General features: G+C 37.3%; 11 protein-coding genes. 6 read left to right on the top strand and 5 right to left on the bottom strand.

Going from position 1 to position 22,283, the window contains the following annotated elements:
* Positions 1-29: 29 nt before the first annotated feature.
* From DRF61_RS06415 to argS, 4 genes are all read left to right on the top strand, one after another.
* Entirely contained in the window at positions 30-1,424 is a 1,395-nt protein-coding gene (locus DRF61_RS06415) for a SusD/RagB family nutrient-binding outer membrane lipoprotein (RefSeq protein ID WP_228452673.1), read from the top strand.
* 413 nt (positions 1,425-1,837) lie between these two features.
* Positions 1,838-4,834: a SusC/RagA family TonB-linked outer membrane protein gene (locus DRF61_RS06410; RefSeq protein ID WP_111955233.1), complete on the top strand. Its 2,997-nt coding sequence runs from the start codon at positions 1,838-1,840 to the stop codon at positions 4,832-4,834.
* Positions 4,835-4,845: 11 nt separating this feature from the next.
* Positions 4,846-6,291: a SusD/RagB family nutrient-binding outer membrane lipoprotein gene (locus DRF61_RS06405; protein WP_111955231.1), complete on the top strand. Its 1,446-nt coding sequence runs from the start codon at positions 4,846-4,848 to the stop codon at positions 6,289-6,291.
* A 131-nt stretch (positions 6,292-6,422) separates the two neighbouring features.
* Positions 6,423-8,183, top strand: coding sequence for an arginine--tRNA ligase (gene argS / locus DRF61_RS06400; protein WP_111955229.1), 1,761 nt, complete (start codon positions 6,423-6,425; stop codon positions 8,181-8,183).
* Between the two features lie 108 nt (positions 8,184-8,291).
* Here the strand turns inward: argS and DRF61_RS06395 are convergent, their stop codons facing one another.
* From DRF61_RS06395 to ccoN, 5 genes are all read right to left on the bottom strand, one after another.
* Entirely contained in the window at positions 8,292-9,224 is a 933-nt protein-coding gene (locus tag DRF61_RS06395) for a YihY/virulence factor BrkB family protein (RefSeq protein ID WP_111955227.1), read from the bottom strand.
* Position 9,225: 1 nt separating this feature from the next.
* Positions 9,226-11,550, bottom strand: coding sequence for a translocation and assembly module lipoprotein TamL (gene tamL / locus DRF61_RS06390; protein ID WP_111955225.1), 2,325 nt, complete (start codon positions 11,548-11,550; stop codon positions 9,226-9,228).
* Positions 11,550-16,580 carry a translocation/assembly module TamB domain-containing protein gene (locus tag DRF61_RS06385; RefSeq protein ID WP_111955223.1) on the bottom strand — a complete coding sequence of 1,677 codons (5,031 nt, stop codon included), beginning with the start codon at positions 16,578-16,580 and terminating at the stop codon, positions 11,550-11,552. The genes tamL and DRF61_RS06385 overlap by 1 nt, the downstream gene beginning before the upstream one ends.
* Before the next feature lie 466 nt (positions 16,581-17,046).
* The gene (locus DRF61_RS06380; protein ID WP_111955221.1) at positions 17,047-17,934 is read right to left on the bottom strand and encodes a cbb3-type cytochrome c oxidase N-terminal domain-containing protein; all 888 of its coding nucleotides are present in this window, start codon (positions 17,932-17,934) and stop codon (positions 17,047-17,049) included.
* Between the two features lie 18 nt (positions 17,935-17,952).
* Positions 17,953-20,232, bottom strand: coding sequence for a cytochrome-c oxidase, cbb3-type subunit I (ccoN, locus tag DRF61_RS06375; RefSeq protein ID WP_111955219.1), 2,280 nt, complete (start codon positions 20,230-20,232; stop codon positions 17,953-17,955).
* Positions 20,233-20,416: 184 nt separating this feature from the next.
* Here ccoN and DRF61_RS06370 point away from each other — a divergent pair, with 184 nt between their 5' ends.
* The gene (locus DRF61_RS06370; RefSeq protein WP_111955217.1) at positions 20,417-20,710 is read left to right on the top strand and encodes a helix-turn-helix domain-containing protein; all 294 of its coding nucleotides are present in this window, start codon (positions 20,417-20,419) and stop codon (positions 20,708-20,710) included.
* 117 nt (positions 20,711-20,827) lie between these two features.
* Positions 20,828-22,249, top strand: coding sequence for an amino acid permease (locus DRF61_RS06365; protein ID WP_111955215.1), 1,422 nt, complete (start codon positions 20,828-20,830; stop codon positions 22,247-22,249).
* Positions 22,250-22,283: the final 34 nt, after the last annotated feature.

Raw genomic sequence — 22,283 nt, 5'->3', positions numbered from 1 at the left:
AATATATAATAACACCAATATTAGCTCTTTTGTTTATAGGATGTTCAACGACTGATGATGTCAATTTGGATGATCATGCATTTTATAACACGACTCAGGAGTCTTTACTTACTTATGCACAAAAAGAGCTTAGTGATTATATGAACACGCCTAGTGTAAATGAAAACAACTTTAGGCTGACTATGCAGTACTGGACAGAAACTATTTATGTAAATGAAAGTAATTATGACTTTACGAATAGAACCGTATCTAATAATGTTTGGACCGACAATTATGTGAACGTATTGAAAAACTTGGATCAGGCAGAAAGAATTATTAATGCTTACGCGCCAACTCCCTCAGAAATAGCTTCATGGCCTGCTAAAAAGAAAAATCAGTTGGCTATAGTTGATATGTTGAAGGTTTATACTTATCAGGTTTTAGTGGATACCTATGGAGATATTCCTTATTCACAGGCTCTGAACATAGATCTTTATCCACTTCCGAAATATGACAAAGCATCTGAAATATACTCATCTCTTATAACTAAATTAACTGATGATATTAATAATTTATCAGCTACTGGAGGTACTTTTGGTAATGGAGATATATATTACAAGGGTGATATAGCAAAATGGAGAAAATTTGGAAATTCATTATTGCTTAAATTGGGAATTAGTTTAGCAGATGTTAATCCTACCTTAGCACAAAATACTGTAAACAAAGCAATAACAGGCGGTGTAATAACTTCATCAGGTGATAATTGCCAGTTTCAATATCTAGAAGCTTCTCCTAATGAAAATCCTATGTTCCAGGAAACGAGCTCCAGAGATGACTTTATTGCTGGAAAGACTTTGGTTGATTATATGAATGCTAATAGCGATCCAAGAATCAGTGCATATTATACAGATGTTGACGGTGATTATATAGGCCAAGTTATTGGGACTCCGGGAGAATTTGCTGATTTTTCAAATGCTGGCGAGTTTGCATATACTGCTACTACACCAGGGATAATTTTAAGCTATACTGAAGTATCTTTTTATCGTGCTGAAGCCGCTGCAAGATGGGGTATAGGAGGAAGCCCTGCTGCATTATATTCTGATGCAATTACTTCATCTTTTAATGATTGGGGATTAGCATCAGATGCTGCCGCTTATATTGCTGCGCATCCATATAATGCTGCCAACTGGAAAAAATCTATTGGTGAGCAGGCTTGGGTTGCGATGTATAATCAGGCAATAACTTCCTGGAATTTTTACAGAAGATTAGACTATCCTCAATTGGTTGCTCCTTCAACTGCAATTCCAAATGCCGAAGGAAAAGTTCCTGTAAGACTTCAATATCCTACTGCTGAAGCTACAACGAATGGTAGTAATTATGCTGCTGCAAGTGCTGCAATCGGTGGAGATAAATTAACCACAAAAATATTCTGGGATATCAACTAAAGATATATTTTAACATTCATATCAAAAGCCGCCTTCGGGCGGTTTTTTTTGTTTAATATTTGTGACTTAAGGATTTTTTACAACGAAAATATGATATGTATGACATTGTTAATTTTGTGATTTATTTTTGCCTTACTCATTTTTAAGTGAGTAATTATTTTATTATCAGTAACTTATTGTGTATTTAGAAATATTCTATATAGAAAATATCAATTAAAATCAGTTGGATTTTTCTGAAACAAAATAATGGTTAGATGTTTTGTTTTTGTTAATTATATTGATTTTAACATAATTTAATGAATTATTGTTATTAATTATTAAATTTAATAAATATTTTGTATTTTTTTTATGATTTTACTTTGTGCTTTTAATAAAGTTTTACAAATTTGTACAGTCTTAAAATTAAATTTGATATGAAGAAACTGACAACAAGTCTGCTTGTTTTGGTATTGTCTTCCTCTGTTGCTATTGCTCAAGCACAAGAGAAGAATGATACAATTAAAGCAAAAGAAATTGAAGGGGTGGTAGTAACTGCACTTGGGATTAAAAGAGAAAAGAAATCTCTTGGTTATGCTTCCCAGGAAATTAAGGCAAGTGCACTCTCTGATGGTACAACAAATACAGGGAATATAGCATCGCAATTATCAGGAAAGGTAGCTGGCTTAAATGTTACAACAAATAACAACTTTGGAGGCTCATCAAACTTATTGATAAGAGGTATAAAAACTCTTGGAGGGGGAAATCCTTTAATTGTGATTGATGGATCTCCAGTAAATAATACGTATACCCAGGAGAAAAATATTGATTATGGTAATGCTTTATCTGATATCAATCAGGAAGATATTGAATCTATCAACGTTTTAAAAGGTGCTGCGGCATCTGCTCTTTATGGAGAAAGAGGTTTAAATGGAGTAATTGTAATAACAACAAAGAATGGAAAGGGGAAAGATGACGGTTCCTGGGGAGTTACATTTTCTTCTTCGATGCAGGTTGGTTTTATTGATAAATCAACATTTCCCGAATACCAAACAAGCTATGGCGCCGGATATTCTCAAAAATTTGGAACGCAGGCTGGTGATGGTTTAAATAATGCAAATTTCAATGCGGATGCATCTTGGGGCCCAAAATTTGATCCTAATTTGATGGTTTATCAATGGGACTCTTTTGACCCGACTTCTCCTAACTACAAAAAAGCTACACCATGGGTCGCTGCTAAAAACGGCCCGATTAAATTCTTTGATAATCCAACTACATTTAGTAATAGTGTAACCCTGGAAAAAGGACAAAAAGGGAAAAATATTAGTTTTACCTATGAAAATATGATGTCAGATGGTTTGATTCCTAATTCACATCTCAACAAGAATAATTTCTCTTTAAAGATTAACTATGACTTAACTCCCAAATTGCATACTTCCTTTTATTCTACAATGACTTTGCAGGATACCAAAGGACGTGGGATTACAGGGTATTCCAATAATATAGCAACAGGTTTCAGACAATGGTGGCAAACCAATGTAGATCTTAAGGATCTGGAGAATTCATATTTTGCGAATGTTGATCCTGCGATTGCCAGTGCATCGAACAATTATGGTAACGTCGTGTGGAATAGAAAATCAGCAACTAATGGAGCACCGGCATATTGGAATAACCCATATTTTCAAGCTTACCAAAACTATACTTCAGATAATAGGTTCAGAAGTTTTACTTATGCACAAGCAACCTATGATGTAATAGATAATATTTCTATTACTGGAAAAGTTTCTTATGATAGATCAAATCTTTTGGCAGAAAGTAGATTGGCTGTAGGATCTCTGCCACAAGCCTTTGGGCAATCCAATAATACTATTTCTTCTGGCTATGCAAGGCGTGATGTATTGAGGACTGAAACCAATTACGACTTAATGGCTAATTATAAATTTAATATAACAGATGATATTAATGTTTCTGGAGTTGTAGGTGGAAATATACGTAGAAATTATTTTAATTCTGTTTATGCTTCAACAGAAGGAGGCTTGGTAGTTGCGGGAATTTATGCATTGTCAAACTCTAAAAAATCACCTTTGGCATCAGATGAAAATGAGTTCACAACTCAAACAAATTCTGGATACATTACAGCCTCATTTGATTTCTTCAAAAAATTCTATATAGACGGAACATGGAGAGTGGATCAAAGCTCAACTTTGCCGGCAGGAAATAATGTATATAATTATCCTTCTGTAACAGGTGCAGTAATTATGTCTGAAATTTTAGATACTAAAAATTGGATGAATTTCTGGAAATTAAGAGCGAACTATGCAGAGGTTGGTGGTACAGCTGATCCATATCAGCTAGCTAATAATTATAGATCTGCAGGAATCTTATCAACTATAGGAATATACAATTCAATCTTAAATCAGTCTAATCCAAATCTAAAACCTCAAAGATCTAAAGAATTTGAAATAGGGACTGAAGCTCATTTCCTAAAAGATAGAATAACCGTTGACTTCGCTTATTATAAAACAAAAACAGTTGATCAAATCATTGTTCTTCCTGTTTCTTCAGGAATCGGATATACAGGTAAGGTTATCAACGCTGGTAGAATTGACAATACCGGATACGAAGTGCAGTTAGGATTAGTGCCAATTAAATCTAAAGATTTTACTTGGAATATAGATGTCAACTGGTCTAAAAATAAAAATGAAGTGGTTAGTCTGTATCCAGGAATCACCAATCTTTTATTAAATAGTTTTCAAGGAGGAGTTTCTTTAAATGCAAGAGTAGGAGAAGCTTGGGGAACATTGGTTGGGGCTGACTATACGTATTTAAACGGAGAGAAAGTAGTTGATCCAAAAACCGGAAAGTATTTGCAGAACCCTAATCAGATTATTGGTAACACTACTCCTGATTGGATTGGAGGGATAAGAAATAGTCTTAGTTATAAAGGATTCTCTTTAAGCTTCTTAATCGATATGCGCAAAGGAGGAGATATATTCTCAACGGATATGTATTATGGATTATCTTCAGGTCTATACAAAGAAACAGCTATTGGAGATTATAGAGATAAAAACGTTATACTCCCAGGAGTTCTTCCAAATGGAACTCCCAATAATATTGAATTGTCTCAGTTTGATAATGGAAGTTCTATGGGGTATAAAACACAGCCATCCCGTGAATTTGTTTATGATGGTTCCTTTATTAAGTTAAGAGAGGCTAGTATTGGATATATGCTTCCTAAATCTTTATTGGCTGGAACCAAAATTTATGATGCTAAAATTTCGATTGTAGGAAGAAATTTATGGATTATCCATAAAAATTTACCATATGCTGATCCTGAGGCTGTTGTGGGTGGAGGGCTCAATTCTTATGGGTGGTCCATCGGCTCAATGCCAACTACAAGAGATCTTGGAGTCAATGTAACATTTAAATTCTAAATTGCGTAAAAATGAAAAATATTTTAAAAATAAGTTTGGTATCTCTATGTGTAGGTTTAAGTTTAAGTTCATGTCAAAGTGATCTGACTTCTCTTAATGATGATCCTAAGCACCCATCGGTTCTACCATCAGAAAACTTGCTAGCTACTGCTTTGTATCAGTCATCCTATTATATGGATAATCCAAGTGTGAATTTTAACAATTACAGATTTTTTACACAACAGTGGGCTGAAACTCAATATCCGGACGAAAGTCAATATAACCTGGTTACCAGAAACCAGCCTAGAAATCATTTTAATAGAATGTATGTCTATAGTCTTAATAATATTAGACAAGCCAAAACTAATTTGAAAAACGAGGTTAATACCGATGATGTTCGTATTAATAAATTGGCAACGTTAGAAATTGAAGAAATCTTTATCTGGGAGAATTTGGTGGATACCTTTGGTGATGTTCCTTATTCTGAGACCTTTAAACCGGATGAAATTTTAACACCAAAATACGACGATGCAAAAACTATTTATGTTGATTTGATCAAAAGAATCAATGATGTTATTGCAACCATTAAGCCGGGTGCTAAAGGATACATGCCAATTGGCGGAGATTACTCCGGAGATCTGGTTTATTCCGGAGACATGGCGAAATGGACAAAGTTTGCTAATTCGATAAAATTAAGATTAGGTATAAATTTAGCGGATGTTGACCCTGCATTATCAAAAACTACTGTAGAATCAGCGATTGCTGGAGGTGTAATTTCTTCAGATGCGGAAGCCTATAAATTTAAATATGATGGAAATACATTTTCAAATCCTGTTTTTGACAATCTTGTAGCTTCCGGTAGAAATGACTTTTTACCAAGTCAGTTAGTTATTAATACCATGAGTAGTTTATCAGATCCGAGAATGGACGTATGGTTTACAAAAGTTGGAGGAGTTTATAAAGGAGGAGTTTTCGGAGAATTAAATGATCCTTATACTAATTTCTCACAATTAAGTCCTTATTTCAGATCTGCAACTACCGCTTCAAATTTATTGAGTTATGCGGAAGTGTCCTTCTTAAAAGCTGAAGCTGCAGCAAGAGGATACTCTGTTGGAGGTACTGCTGCAGATCTTTATATTGCTGCTGTAACAGAATCTATGAGAGAAAATGGAGTAAGTACGGCCAATACAGTAACGTATTTAGCTGCTAATCCATTTAATGTGGCAAACTGGAAACAATCTATAGGTACACAAGCTTGGATTGCAATGTTTAACAAAGGATTTGCAAGCTGGAATTTTACAAGACGTTTGGATAGTCCAACACTTGTTAATCCTCCAAAGTCTAATTTATCATCTGTGCCTTACAGAATGCCATATTCCGATCAGGAGTATGTCTTAAACGGGGCTAACGTTAACGCAGCTGCCAGTAAAATTGGTGGAGATAAAGCAACAACAAAACTTTTCTGGGATAAATTTTAATCCCTTAGTATATTTAACATTCATATCAAAACCGCCTTCGGGCGGTTTTTTTATTTCCGTATATTTGTATCTCAAATTTGAGATGAAATAAGGCTATTCCATGTGGCCTTTAAAAAGTTAATATATAACACATGAATATTAAAGATAGTATAGAAAAGAAACTTGCAGAGGTTATTTTAAATGTATACCAGTTAAAAGATATCCATCTGGAGATTCAGGAAAATAAAACGGAATTTGAAGGTGACTTTACCATTGTAACATTTCCATTGGTAAAACAGCTGAAGAAAAATCCGGAAAGTATTGGCGTTGAATTAGGTGAAGCTTTGACGGAGCAGTCTGACCTATTTGAAAGTTTTAATGTGGTGAAAGGGTTCCTTAATGTTAAGGTACAGAACCAGCTGTTTGTGGATAATTTCAGATCTGTGAGCAATGATTTTGATACGATTGAAAAGAAAAATTCTACAGTAATGGTGGAATATTCTTCTCCAAATACGAACAAGCCACTTCACCTGGGACACGTAAGAAACAACCTGTTAGGTTTTTCTGTAGCTCAAATCTTAAAAGAGGCCGGTTATGATGTGATTAAATCACAAATCATTAACGACCGAGGAATTCATATCTGCAAATCGATGTTGGCCTGGGAGAAATTCGGACATGGAGAAACTCCTGAAACATCCCATATAAAAGGAGATAAATTTGTTGGAAACTATTATGTAGAATTCGATAAGAACTATAAAAAAGAAATTGCCGAACTTGTAGGTCAGGGAATAGAAGAAGAGCAGGCTAAAAAAGAGGCTCCTTTGATCAAAGAAGCTCAGAAAATGCTTGTAGATTGGGAAAACGGAGATCAGCAGGTAAGAGATCTTTGGAACGAAATGAATTCCTGGGTTTATAAAGGATTCAATGAAACTTACAAAAGATTGGGAGTAGATTTTGATCAGGTTCAGTACGAAAGCAATACTTATATTTTAGGAAAAGATCTGATCCAGGAAGGATTGGACAAAGGTATTCTTTATCAGAAAGAAGATGGCTCCGTATGGTGTGATCTTACCGATGAAGGCCTTGATCAGAAACTGCTGCTTCGTTCAGACGGAACTTCGGTTTATATGACTCAGGATTTGGGAACAGCTGTTCAGCGTTTCAAGGAAAATAATATTCAGAAGCTGATCTATACAGTAGGAAACGAGCAGGATTATCACTTCCAGGTTTTATTTAAAATCATGAAAAAGTTGGGATATTCCTGGGCAGATCAATTGTTCCATCTTTCTTACGGAATGGTAGAACTTCCTGAAGGAAAAATGAAGTCCCGTGAAGGAACCGTAGTGGATGCAGATGATCTCATGCAGGAAATGTATGGGACAGCAAAATCTATCACTACAGAATTAGGAAAACTGGAAGGGCTTTCTGAAGAAGAAAAAGAAGTTTCTTATGAGATAATAGGATTAGCTGCGTTGAAATATTTTATGCTAAAGGTAGATCCAAAGAAAAAAATGATGTTTAATCCTGCTGAAAGTGTAGAGTTTTCAGGAAATACAGGTCCGTTTATTCTTTATACCTATGCACGTATTCAATCCTTGCTTTCAAAAGCCGGCGTAGATTACAAGGAAATTTCTGATGTAACCTTAAATCAATATGAGAAAGAACTGATCATGTTATTGATAAATTATAAAACTGTGGTTGCGAAGTCAGCAGAAGCATTAAGCCCTGCTTTAGTAGCGAACTATGTTTATGATCTGGTTAAATCTTATAATTCATTCTATCAGAGTAATATCATTCTGAAACTGGAAGATGAAAAATTAAAACAATTCCGTTTAAATTTATCTGACCTGACAGCTAAAACGATCAAAAAATCATTAGCATTGCTCGGTATCGGAACTGTAGACAGAATGTAAAAAATAAAGCCTCCTGAAATTTTTGGGAGGCTTTTTTTTATGTGTAAAATGTATTAATGATAAACAACCATTAATGTTACCGTTTTGTAACTACGTATTCCAAGGTTATCATATTTCTTTCAACTCATCCTCTCTTTTGCTATCTCTGTACAACTTTGCAGCACTCCATTTTGCGTGCTTGGAAAGAACAACCTTATAGCCTTTTTTGTAGTTATACACTTTCGTAAATTCGGCTCCGAAAAAGATAAGCATACAGGAATAATTAATCCACATCATAATTAAAATAACGGTTCCTGCGGCTCCAAAAGTAGATGTAGGTTTAAAATTACCAAAATAAAGGCTCAGTAAAAATTTACCCAGTGTAAATAAAATGGTGGTCAGTAAAGCTCCTTTCCATACAGGTTTCCAACTGATTTTGATATCAGGAAGCACTTTGAACATAAGTGCAAATAAAAGCATCACCAATCCAAAACCAATGGCAAAATTCACCAACTCTACAAGCATATAAGTCTCAAGACCAAAGTAATTGGTAATCCAATTGTTAAACAGGCTGATCATTGAAGATAAAATCATTGTGATCATCAGTAAAAATCCAAGAATCAGGATCATTCCTAATGAGTTGGCTCTGTCCAAAAGAAATTTCACCAGGGCTTTTTTAGGAGCAGCTTCCACATCCCAAAGCGTATTCAAAGTATGCTGCAGCTGAAAAAATAAAGTAGTGGAACCAAAAACTAACGATCCGATCCCTACAATTTTCATAAAAATATTTTGCTTGTCAATAAGTGCTCCCGCAATCATCCCTTCAATACTTTTAGCAACGTCTTTTCCCATCAATCCGCTGATCTGGTTGCTAATCTCACCGCGGATGGCTTCCTCACCAAAAAAATTTCCTGCAATCCAGATAATAATGATCAATAATCCCGGGATGGAAAAAATCGCATAATAGGCAAGACTTGCCGAATCTTTTGATGCGGAAGAATTGTTCCATTCAGCGAAGGTATCTTTCAGTACCTCCCAGAAAAATTTGATGGTATTGATCATATTAGAAAGGATATCCGATGGCTATATTTAAAACTAAATTATCTTTTCTCCATTGTGAATCTCCGAAATTGATCCTGTTAAATGCCCATCGGTCGCCTTTTTCATAATAAGGAACCCTTAAAGGCATTGCCAGGTCAAGTCTCAAAATCAGGATGGAAAAATCAAGTCTTAGGCCAACTCCGGCTCCCACTGCAATTTCACTTAAAAATTCTTTGGAAAATTTCCCTCCCGGTCTGTCCTTATCATCATTGATCAACCAGACATTTCCTGCGTCGACAAAAGCCGCAACATTCAGAAATTTATAAATATTAGCTCGATATTCAGCGTTTAATTCTAATTTGATATCTCCAGCCTGATCTAGCAGAGTACCTTTTTCAATCGTTCGGGGATCAAAACTTCCAGGACCCAAAGTTCTTGCCCGAAAAGCACGGATACTGTTGCTTCCTCCTGCGAAAAACTGTTTGGAGAAAGGAATGAATTCCGAATTTCCATATGGATAGGCTATCCCGCCGATAAACCTGCTGGCGAATGAACTTTTTTCAGTGAATTTATGGTAGAATCTGAAATCATGTTCCATTTTTGCATATTGACTGAATGGAACCCCGAAGATTTTCTTTTCTTTATCTTTTTTTACATTGGCTCCCGTCACCAAACCGGTAATATTTCCTGCAAGATCCAATGTTCCCTTATAATAGATGGTATTCGTTTTGGGAAGCATTGTATTGGTATACGTATACGAATAAGTTGGTCCGAATATAAGTTGCTTTTCAACCACTCTTCGTGCAGCGGGGGTGGTTGCCTGCTTAAGGAATTCATCGGTTACTTTGGCAGGAGAAACTAAGGTAATATCAATGACTTTCAGATCATGTTCTTTTCTGGCGTTCTCTTTCCATACATACCCAAATGAAGCAGTAAAATTATTAAGTGTATAAAATTGTGTACGGTTTTGAAATTCATAGCCTAAAGTAATGTTTGTTCTCGGAACAAAAGCACTTGAAGAATTAAAGCGGAAAGGCGCTACAATTCTTGGAATCGAAAGCTGAACATTCGTTCCTGCACGGAAGAGGTTCTTTGCATTCTCCTGACCTCCCATCTGGAAATCAAAAGCTCCGTAAACAGCTGCCTTAAACTGTTCGGCTCCTCTGAAAAAATTTCTGTGTGTCCAGTTCAGGTTTAATTCACTACCTGCATAATTGGCGGAATTGGTTCTTCCCAAAGCTTCCAGCCTCAACGACTGAATTTGCCTCGGGGTCAGTAAATAATAAGCATCAAACTGATGTTTTAATGAATCCGAAACAATGAATTCATTTTTTACAAATTTAAAAACCCCCAGACTGATCAGACGGTTAAGCGTAAGATTGTGATTGGAACGGTTGTAAAGATCCCCTTTCTTAAAATACAGAGCTCTGTCGAAAATCTTAGGTTTGAATTTATGCTGAGGATCAATTACATAAATATCATTGTACGCATATTTAGAAAGTGAATCCGTATTCATCGGAACACTGTATTTGCCTCGCTTTACGTCCTGTATATTATAATTAGGGAATACAATGACCTTGTCAATACTGAATTGCTGCGTTGCCAGATCTGGAGTATTGTCTTTTAATTTTACGTTAAGCTCAACCTTATGATTTTTACTTACCGTACTGTCTGCCTGAACAATAATATTATCAGGATTGAAATAATAGAATCCCCTTTCTTTTAAGCCATTATCAATACGTTCCCTTTCATCTTTAATCACGTCAAGGTCAAAAGGTTTTCCGGGTTTAAGCAAAGTTTTATTTGTTAAACTTTGAATTTCTTTATTGACAAGAGAAGAATCCTGCTGAAACTTAACATTACTGATGAAGTATCTTGAGCCCGGCCTTAAAGTATAAATTACCTTTGCCTTTTTATTTTTGGAAACCGTATCATAGGTAGCTCTGGCATTGAAATAGCCTTTGTTTTCAGAATAGTTTTCAATGATTTTTCTGTTGAATTCACGATCTACATCCCCTAACAGAACAGGTTTTTCGCCTGCTTTATATTTCAGCCAGTAATTGAACCCTTTATCTTTTTTAGGCTCTTTGGCGATGTTATAAAAATACAATCTCGGACGGAGCCCTAATATGGTGGAATTAGGCTTTGGAACCAGATTTTCTTCCAATGCAGACTGAAGCTCATTTTTCTCCTTCTTGGAGATGGTATCATTCTCTATTTTCACTTCTCCACCTACGTAAAGCATCTGGTCTTCCTTCAGGAATTTTGTATTGCTGCATGAGAAAGTAACAGCCGCAAAGCCTGAAACAAATAGGTATTTCCAATATATATTAAATCTGATTTTCATTATTTAAATTCTACTACCTGGTTATTTTTGTTTTCTTTTTTACGTCTGTCCTTCTTGGATTTTTGAAAAATCTCCCGGAATTTATCATAGTCTAAAGTGATGATAAATCCTAATCCCGTTTCTATAATCTGTCCCTGAAGAGCTACCTGATACTCATCCTTACGATAAGCCCGAAGCATATATCTTCCGTCTTTTGAAAGACTGTAGTCTACAGTGACGTTTCCTGCAATATTCGTTGTATTCTCATTTTGGCGTGCTTCACCTTCCAGTGCAAAATTACTTCCCACAGAAACTTTCAGACGGTCATTCAGTAATTTTTTGCTTACTCCCACATTCAGATCCGTTCTTGTATTCTTTGTTCCGCTTGAATAATCTTCAGAAGAATCAAGACCCAGATCAATATCAACCCCTTTAATCAATCCTGAAGCCAGATTATTCAGCTGCTGGGATAGAATTTTACTCACACTCTGTCTGGCCATCATCTCAGCTGACATTCCTGCGCCGGATTCAAACGGATTCTCCCCAATGAAACGGTTCAGCAGCAGAAGAGCAAAAACCTGTTTGTTCATTTCCGATTCCTGTGTTCTGAGCTGAGTAAGCTTTTGGTCTACAATATCAGTTACCGTTGAGGATACAGAATTGTTTTTTTCGTCTGTAGTAATATCAAAAGTGATTTGCGGTTTCAGAAGCTCACCTTTCATTTTTAATAAAGTATTGAAAGGTATTCTCTGTTTAAACTGATTCATTACAGACGCATCTTCCCCGCTTACCTGTTGCTCAACGAGATCTATAGGCGGAGCTTCCGTTTTATAGACTGCGGTAATATCCATTGTTGCTGCGGTAGGCTCTCCGGTCCAGGTAATGGTGCTTCCTTTCTGAATATCGAATTTACGTTTCAGAAGACTTACAGAAAGTTCATAAGATCCTTTTTCCACTTCATACACTCCCACAAGAGTTGTTTTCCCCGACGGGTCTATTCCTCCGGTCAGTTCCGCTTCACCCTGAAGTTTTACAAAATCTCCGTTAGCTTTATCAATAACAATAGAGAGTTTAGCTTCTTTACTTACTTCAATGTTTACACTTACATCCATTCCTTTGAAACGGCTTTGTGCTTTCAGCGAATCGGCAATGATGGTTTTATTTAAAACTACCTGATCCTGGTCGATAAATTCTACAATTCCGTCTCTTTCCTGCAGAGAGGGGCTGGATTGCGGAAGGACAAAAGTGAAATCCGTATCATCAGAAACCGACAGCCTGCCGTCAACTTTTGGAAGATCTAAATTTCCTCTGATATGAAGTCCTGCATCAATCGCAAGAATCCCATACATCATCGCATCATTGGATTTTTCTGAATTGACTACCTTGAAGTCTTTGGCGTTCACATCCAGGTTGAATGCAAAATCCCTGTAAGTCTGAGTAAGAATCTGCCCATTGATAACAAGAGAATTTCCATCCTTATCATTTATTTTAAACTTATTAAGCTCGATTCCTCGGTTTGTAAAATCAATTTCGTCATTCAATTTTCTGAAATCGCTGCCTGTTTTTGTAATTTCAAGTCCGGCATCATTGAATTTTACTTTACCTAAAATATTGGGTTTATCTGTATTTCCGGTGATTTTTAAATTTCCTGAAAGATAGCCTTCCGTATTCGTTATAGCATTCATGGAAAAGCCCTGAACACTCTTCATCTGGAGCTGGTTGATGGCCATATTCAGATCAAATGTACTGGAAGAAGTATTGTAATCTCCAAGAATTTTCACATCATTGTTATTGCCGGAAAGAGCAACATCAGCATTTAAAATATTCGGTGAAGTGTTGTTCACTTTTACCGCCAGATTTCCAACCGGGCTTCCGTACACAATCAGATCTGTAATATTAAGATCGGAAGTGAAGGTCATGTTTTTCGTGACATCTCTAAGCTGAGCTGTTCCGTTAATGGTTCCTTTTGCAAGGACCGTATCTTTTTTGATGAGTTCAGTAATGGTTTCAATTTTAAAATCTTTTAATGAAACATTTAAAGGGCTGGTTGGGCGTTCGGTTTCAGACTGAAGTGAAATCTCACTGGAGCCATTGGTCAGGATAAAGTTATCAGCTAAAATTCCCTGGCTGCTAATCTGAATTTTATTGTTTTCAGCAACATTCCAGTCCGAATAATTTAATTTCAAACCGTTCGGATTCAGAGAAATTTCTGTAATGTCATTCAAAGATTTGGCATTTCCTGCAATAAGGAACTGCGTAGCGTCTTTGTCGTCTTTTGTGGTAATATTGTAATTGATGATATTATTGGCAACATCTCCATTGACTGCAATTTTTTTCAGGGTGAAGCTGGAGCTTTTTAAAGCACCTGCGTTAAGGCTGTACTGTAGCGCCTGATTTTCATTGGTTACTTTTAAAGCAACATTTTCCAACGAATTTTCACCATATAATAATTGCGGGATCTGCCCGTCTATTTCTATTTTTTGAGAATCTGCATCATAATTTCCGGCTAAATTGATGGTTTCAAAACTTTTCAGCTCCGGAACAAATTTCCTGATCAGGTCATCATTTTTGATCTTTGCATTGAATGTGAAAAACTGCCCCGGATCAATTTTATGACCTTTATCGGGCTTCTGGAATTGGTAATATTGATTAACCGTATGCGTTAAAGCACCAAAAATCTGTGTCAGCTTATATTTTCCTTTTAAAGAAACATCAGCAATCTGAGAATTGAAAATAATCTGCGTGGAATCCTGTGTAGAAGAAGCTTTCAGATTCATTTCCTGTACAGGATAAACCTCTTTGGTATCTGAAAAAGCAAAATCTTTCAGGTTTAGGTAACCGTTTAAAGCATCCGGATTGAGGCTTGAAAAATCACCATCAATTTTTCCGGCAATAATCATTGGTTTTTCATAGAATCCAAGTTTATTCACATCGAGCTTGATCACTTCACCATTGATCTTTACCGTAGGATTTTTTTCGCTGTAGACTCCGGAAGCTATTAAATTCAGATTGGCGTTCGGGTCTTTTGAGTTCAAAACGATATTATAAAAACCACGGTTTATTTTACCTGTTAAATCCATGTTCTGATAACGGTATCCTTTGTAGACAGCTGATGCTACATGACCTTTCAGATTAGCGTTGGCATTTTTGAAATCAAAGCTTTCGCCTTTTGCTGAAATTTGTGCGGTAATAGGACCAATATCTTTATTTTGAATGATCTTTCCAACCTGAACAGCCTGAAGATTGGCTTTTACATCATACAGTTCCCGGTTTTTTCTACTCATGTCCACATCAGCAATAATACCGGCATTTCCAAGGGTAGAGTAGAGGTTCAGGTCTGCCTTAACTACTTTTGTTGTTCCTTTTGCATTTCCTTTGATGCTGAAATGAGAAGGCAGGGATATATTGGAAGGAATTGTATTTTTCGGAACCAGATTGTACACTGTTTTAGCTTCTGCTGAAAATTCTCCGACCCTAAGATCATAATACAGATTTTCAGGCTTCATCGCATTCCTGATTCTTCCTGATGCAGCAACTCTCAGCTGATCCAGTCCTGAAACTTTAAGATCTTTGATCAGAAGGTCATTCACCATTCCCTGAACGTTGGCATTGACATTCAGTATGGCATTCGGATATTTGTTGAAGGGAACAGTATTTCGTAAAGTCGGAACAATGTTTAAAATATCGGCGAAACCTATTTTGGAATCTTTAATGTTGGCTGAAATTTTTACAGCGCCCGGGTTTGAAGTCAGCTGGTCAAAGGAGTTATAATTTAAAATCACCTCATCACGGATCAGTGTCTTCGGGGTTTGCAGATAAAGATCTTTCAGGTAAGCCTGTTTTTCTGCATACACAAAATCTGTATTGAATTTCTGGATATTCAAGCCCCTTCCTTCCTGGATTTCTGCTGAATTCACTGTGCCTGCAAAAGTATTGTTCTCCATTTTGAAGCGTCTTACCTCCACGTTCATTTTAGAAAAATTCATGTGGTTGAAATCCATTCCCTGTTTGGTAGGAGCCATAGCTGTGTTATTGTAAATGGCTTTTACATCATTTAGGACAAGCTTCCCAAGAAGCAGTTTCATGGCTTTCTCCTTGTCTGAAACTTTTGAAATTTCAGGTTCTTTTTGATCTTTCGGATTGGCGTCCTGCGCAGGAAGATACAGATTGGCGTTAATATCTGCCCCGGAAAGAAAAACATTGGAAATATTGTAGGAATTATTCTCAAGATCAAGTTTATTGACCTTCGTACTTAATTCTTTAAACAGAACTTTAGCAAAAGTTTTGGTGTTATCATCACCGTAATCAATATTGAAATTGGTAAGCTTGATACCTCTGAGACCAATACTCATTGGCTTTTTATTATTAAGAGAATCCACCTTTTTCTCTACTTTTTTAGAGACTTCTTCAACAAGATCCTGCTTTAATTTTAATCTCAGTCCGTCCAGATTAATATCATTAACGGCATAGGTGTTTTTATTAAGGTCAAAAGTTTTAACCCTTGTGTCAAATGATTTGAAATACAGCTGAATATCATTCCTCGACTGTTGGTCGTTGAACGTCACCCCGATATCTTTTAAATTGATCTTATCCAGGGAAATAATAAACGGTTTGGAAGGGCTTTCCTCTTTATCGCTGGTCGCAAAAGCATTGATAATATAATCGAAATTGAAAGTCCCGTTGGGTTTTCGTACTACATTGGCGCGGGCTCCTTCAAGATCTACCGAAGTAATATCAGCTGTGGAACTGATAAGCTTCAGCATGTTTAAGCCCACATCCAGCTTTTTTACAGCAAGAAGTGTATCTACATCCTGGCCTTTAAGGTAAAGGTTTTCCATGATAAGGCTGTTCGGAAATCCTATATTAACCCTTTCCAGGCTTACTTTGGTCTTGATCTTTTTCTCAAGATATACAACCAGTTTATCTTTAATGAAGTTCTGAACGACAGGAAGCCTTAAGCTAAATATCAGAAGGGTAAGAAAAACCAATATTGAAATAAAGGTTATTGCAATACGCTTTAAGAGCTTTCTTTTGTTAATTTTCAGTTTCAAATGCGATTAGGTTTCAAACAAAGATAGGAATACTATTTTATAAGTTCTTTGTTGTGGTATCCTACTAGCAATACAAAAATCCTGCCTTGGCTGCCTTATTATGGAATTTAGTTTAGTAGTTGTCAAGTGAATCAGTTGATAAAGACAGCCAAGGTTTGGATTTTTTCTTTAAAAGCCCCCTTTTAATCATTTTTAATGTTGAAAAGGTTAGCAAAAATGAAATTCAAATGTTAGAGTAGTTTCAAAGGGGGCAAGGAATATATGGAGTTAATAAATTTTGTTAAGTTATGTGAGCTAAGTTTTAAATGACTGGAAGCTGTAAGAGGGAGGCTGGAAGTTATATTGGACATTCATTTTTAACAGTGATCTTAAATTAGCTTTTAAAAAAAATTAATAAAATGGTTCTGTAAGTCTTCTTTTAGACTTCAATAACTTCCCTCTTCCAGCTTCAAACTTCCATACTAAATTAATTGTTTCCGTTTTCCCATTTCACTTCTTCACCCTGTGGAGCGGCACCGCCCTGAGCCGGAGTGATAGGAGAAGTTTCCTGGTTGATATGATAGATATAGGCTGCAATTTTTTCAGCATCTCTTCCTGTGATTGTTCCTTCTTTGATGAAAGGTCTCATCGTAGGATTATTGGGAGAGCCGTTTTCAAGCATCCAGAAAACATTTTTAAACAGGCTTTTTTCTTTGATATTGATCCAGTGCGTATCCGTAAGGTTCGGGCCAATGCCTCCTTTTCCGCCGTCACCGTGACAGGTTACGCAGTTGGTTTTGAAAAGTTCCTGGCCTTCTGCTATATGGTCTGCGCTGTATTTTGCCGTTTCCAGGTCAATCTGGGGTGCCGTTTTTTCATATTCGGCTATGGATGCCAGCATTGTTTTTACTTCTTTATCGTATTCTGCTTCTGGGTGGGCATATTCTGTAAAAGCAAAAGCAGTCATATACACGACGCAGAATATGCATCCGAACCAGAAAAGGCCTATCCACCATTTAGGCAGTGAGTTGTCAAGCTCCGTGATTCCGTCAAAACCGTGGTCGATCAAAATATCTTTTTCTTCGGTAGCAGATTGTTTTTTGAACGCTGAATTCCAAAGCTTCTGGTAATACGGAATGCTTTTTTCAGCTAAATATTCTTTCTTTTCCTCTTCCGACAGTCTGCTGAAACTCTCGTTTTCCACCAGATCTCCGATAGAGTTCATAATCAGAAGAAGGATTACAGCGATTACAATAAGTGCCCAGAAAAACGGCGAGGAAAAATAACCTGAGTCTCCGGTGAACATTTCAAACGCCATGATCGTTAAGCCTATCGTTGTTGCGATATATATTGAAATGGGGGTTCTCTTTTTCATTGCAGTCAATTTTAAAGGTTACTCAGCGCTTGCTGTCTGAATCTGTGTTGTTTTAATATCGGTTCCTAATCTTTGCAGGTAGGCGATCATCGCTACAATTTCTCTCTGCTCAAGCGGCACATAAGATGCACCTTTTGATGTTTTTTCTTTTTCCATTTGGTCTTTCACATCGGTGGCTTCAGAATAAATTCTCTGTACAATGGCTTTAGACTGGTTATCTGCCCATTTTCCCGCAGAATCTATTTCTGCTTTTGAATAAGGCACATCGAAAGCATTTTTCATTAACCTCATTTTGTCTACCATTTGAGTACGGTCCAGCTTATTGGTGATCAGCCATGGGAAACGAGGCATAATAGAACCTGCGGATGTAATTCTTGGATTATACATATGTTTGAAGTGCCACGAATCAGGGTTCCTGCCGCCTTCTCTGTGAAGATCCGGTCCGGTTCTTTTGGATCCCCATAAGAAAGGTCTGTCATAAATGAATTCTCCGGCTTTGGAATACTGTCCGTTTTTGCCTTCAAACCTTACGATTTCATCACGGAAAGGGCGGATCATCTGTGAGTGGCAGGAGTTACATCCTTCACGGACGTATAGATCTCTTCCTTCCAGTTCCAGCGGTGTGTAAGGTTTTACAGCTGTAATTGTAGGAACACTCTGTTTCAGTGATAATGTGGGAACGATTTCTATTAATCCACCTATCGCTACAGTGATGAAAGCTAAAATAGAAAGTAGTTTTGGAGTTCTTTCCAGCCAAAGGTGTACGCCTTCGCCTTCTTTTCTCGCGGTACCGATGTCTGCCAATGCCGGTGCTTCTGCCGGAACGTTTTTCTGGAATGAGCCTGATCTTACGGTTTTGATCACATTAACCACCATTAAAATTGCTCCTGAAAGATAAAGGATACCTCCTAAGAATCTCATTTTAAAATAAGGAATGATTGCCGTTACCGTATCCAGCCAGTTTTTATACATTAAAGTACCATCCGGGTTGAACTGTTTCCACATCAATCCCTGGGTGAATCCTGAGATATACATCGGAACTGCATAGAAGATAATTCCTAAAGTTCCCAGCCAGAAGTGCCAGTTGGCCAGTTTTTTAGACCATAGCGGTGTTCTCCACATGATAGGGATCAGATAATACACGACTCCGAAGGCCATGAACCCGTTCCATCCAAGCGCTCCTAAGTGTACGTGCCCGATCACCCAGTCGGTGTAATGCCCGATTTTATTTAAAGATTTTGTGGCTAACAGAGGTCCTTCGAAAGTAGCCATACCATAACAGGTAATCGCTACCACAAAGAATTTAAGGATCGGGTTTTCTCTTACTTTATCCCAGGCTCCTCTTAAGGTAAGAAGGCCGTTCAGCATTCCTCCCCATGATGGAGCGATAAGCATGATAGAGAATCCAGTTCCTACGGCCTGAGCCCATGCCGGAAGCGCCGTATACTGAAGGTGGTGAGGGCCAGCCCAAAGGTATACGAAAATCAGCGACCAAAAGTGAATAATGGATAATTTATAGGAGAATACAGGTCGCTGTGCCGCTTTCGGCATGAAATAGTACATCAGACCTAATACCGGTGTTGTCAGTACGAATGCTACGGCATTGTGACCGTACCACCACTGTACAAGTGCATCTTTTACGCCGGCATATACAGAATAGGATTTCCAGCTTGTGAATGATAAGGGAACTTCAAGGTTATTAAAGATGTGCAGCATGGCCACGGCGATCCAGGTTGCGATGTAGAACCAGATGGCTACATAAAGATGTCTTACCCTTCTCTTCGCAATGGTTCCGAACATATTGATTCCGAAAATAACCCATGAGAAGGTAATCAGGATATCAATAGGCCACTCGTGTTCTGCGTATTCTTTGGAAGTATTGATTCCCATTAAGAATGTAATCACTACGGCAACGATCATCAGCTGCCAGCTCCAGAAATGGATCCATGAAAGCGTGTCGCTGTACATTCTTGTTTTTAAAAGCCTCTGCATACTGTAGTAAGCACCGCAGAAGAAGGAATTACACACAAAAGCAAAAATAACGGCACTGGTATGGAGCATTCTGATCCTTCCGAATCCCATGGCACCCTGCGTGTTGATAAGGCCCTGGATATTTCCGCTTCTCAGACTCTGGATTGTGGTATCATCTGTCCCGAATAAAAACTCTGGTAATTCAGGGTAGAAAAGCATCAGCGCGGCTGTAAGTCCCAGCAGAAAGCCGACCAGCCCGAATACGATAGTAGCATACAAGAATGCTCTGACAATATTATTGTCATAATTGAATTTTTGCGTCTCCATAATTCCAATTGTATTGTACCGAAAATATTTATCCTCTGAAATCAGATGGTATTGACCTTGATTTATATTAAAAAATAAATATCATGTAACGTGTATAATGTTTTGACAAAGGTATTTATTAACTTTGTGTAAGTCTAGTAGGTATCCTTCTAAACTATACTGAAAACTACTAAAAGCAAAAACGATGAAAGTATGTGGTCAAAATATCAGGAAAATCCGTAGAAGCAAAGACTTTACGCAGGAGTATATGGCTTTTGAGATGGGCATTTCCCAGAAGGCCTATTCTGACATTGAAAATTCTAAAGTGAAGATCAATCTGGAAATCCTGACGAAGATCTCCGATATCCTGGAAATTAAGCCTTCCGATATCTGCAGTATTTCCCATAAATGTGGAACAGATGGGAATGATGACCGATATCAGTCGCTTTTGGAGTATATGAAAAAGAATAATATTTCAATTCCGGAGGAGTATTTGTAAAGAAATATAGCTTTTTTACTTTTTATTTCTTTAAAACTGAATCTATTGACTGTTCTTACAGCTTCATAGAAGTCAAATTTCTCTAAAGTTTTATATATTTAGGGCATAATTGATTTTATGAGCAGCGAACAGAAAACGGAGCCCAATGATGGGACTCTAGTCAGAGGATTAACCAACAGACATATTCAATTAATTGCCCTCGGAGGAGCCATAGGAACAGGATTGTTTCTTGGGATCGGTCCGGCAGCAGTTTTAGCGGGACCTTCCGTTATTCTGGGATATGCTTTAGCAGGGATTATTGCATTCTTTATTATGCGCCAGCTTGGTGAAATGGTGGTTCAGGAGCCTGTTTCGGGAAGTTTCAGTCATTTTGCCTATAAATACTGGGGGAATTTTCCCGGATTTGCTTCCGGCTGGAATTACTGGATTCTCTATATTCTGGTAAGTATGGCTGAATTGACGGCTATCGGGCATTATATTCATTTTTGGTGGCCCGAAATCCCGCTCTGGGTGTCCAGTTTATTCTTTTTTGTCATGATTACAGCCTTAAATCTGGCTTCTGTAAAAGTGTATGGGGAAACTGAATTTTGGTTTTCTATCATTAAAGTGGTAGCCATTATTGGGATGATCGTTTTTGGTATTTATTTACTGTTGAGCGGTACTGGAGGAGATAAAGCAAGTATATCGAATTTGTGGAACGACGGCGGATTTTTCCCCAAAGGATTTTTTAATAAAGGAGAAGGTGGATTTTCCGGATTGTTTGCCGCTATGGCGATGATCATGTTCTCTTTCGGAGGATTGGAATTAATAGGAATTACGGCTGCGGAAGCTAAAAATCCTGAAAAAACCATTCCTAAAGCGACGAATCAGGTTATTTACAGAATTCTAATTTTCTACGTGGGTGCTTTGGTTATTTTATTTGCATTGAGCCCGTGGAGAGAGATTACAGAAGGGACAAGCCCGTTTGTTATGGTTTTCCAGAATTTAAATGGATTTGAATTCAATATCTTCGGAAAGGTGATCCAGTTCAATGTTTTAATTGCCAATATTCTTAATCTGATTGTTTTAACCGCGGCTTTGTCGGTGTACAACAGCAGTGTTTACAGCAACAGCAGAATGCTTTTTGGGTTGGCTCAACAGGGGAATGCCCCGAAGTTTTTAAAGAAACTGAATAAAAACAGTGTTCCTACCAATGCAATTCTGATCTCGTCCTGTTTTGCCGGAATCTGTATTATCATCAATAAACTGGTACCTGAAAAAGCATTTGAGTATTTAATGGCTTTGGTGGTTTCTACCCTAATTATCAATTGGCTGATGATCTGCTATACCCATTTGAAATTTAGAAAGGAGAAAGATAGAACAGGTGTGAAGACCTCATTCCCTTCCATATTCTATCCGGTATCGAATTACATCTGTATCCTGTTTTTAGTCGCTATTTTGGTATTGATGAGCATTACGGGAATGGAAATTCAGGTGATCCTAATTCCCATATGGCTGGCTTTCCTGTTTCTGATGTTTAAGCTGTATAAAAACAAATAATCAGTAAATGAAATATAAGGGATGGATTTTTATC

This window comes from Chryseobacterium lathyri (assembly GCF_003290185.1).
Classification (GTDB): Bacteria; Bacteroidota; Bacteroidia; order Flavobacteriales; family Weeksellaceae; genus Chryseobacterium; species Chryseobacterium lathyri.
Note: the sequence above shows the minus strand (reverse complement) of the source record. Positions and strands in the feature narration are given on the sequence as shown.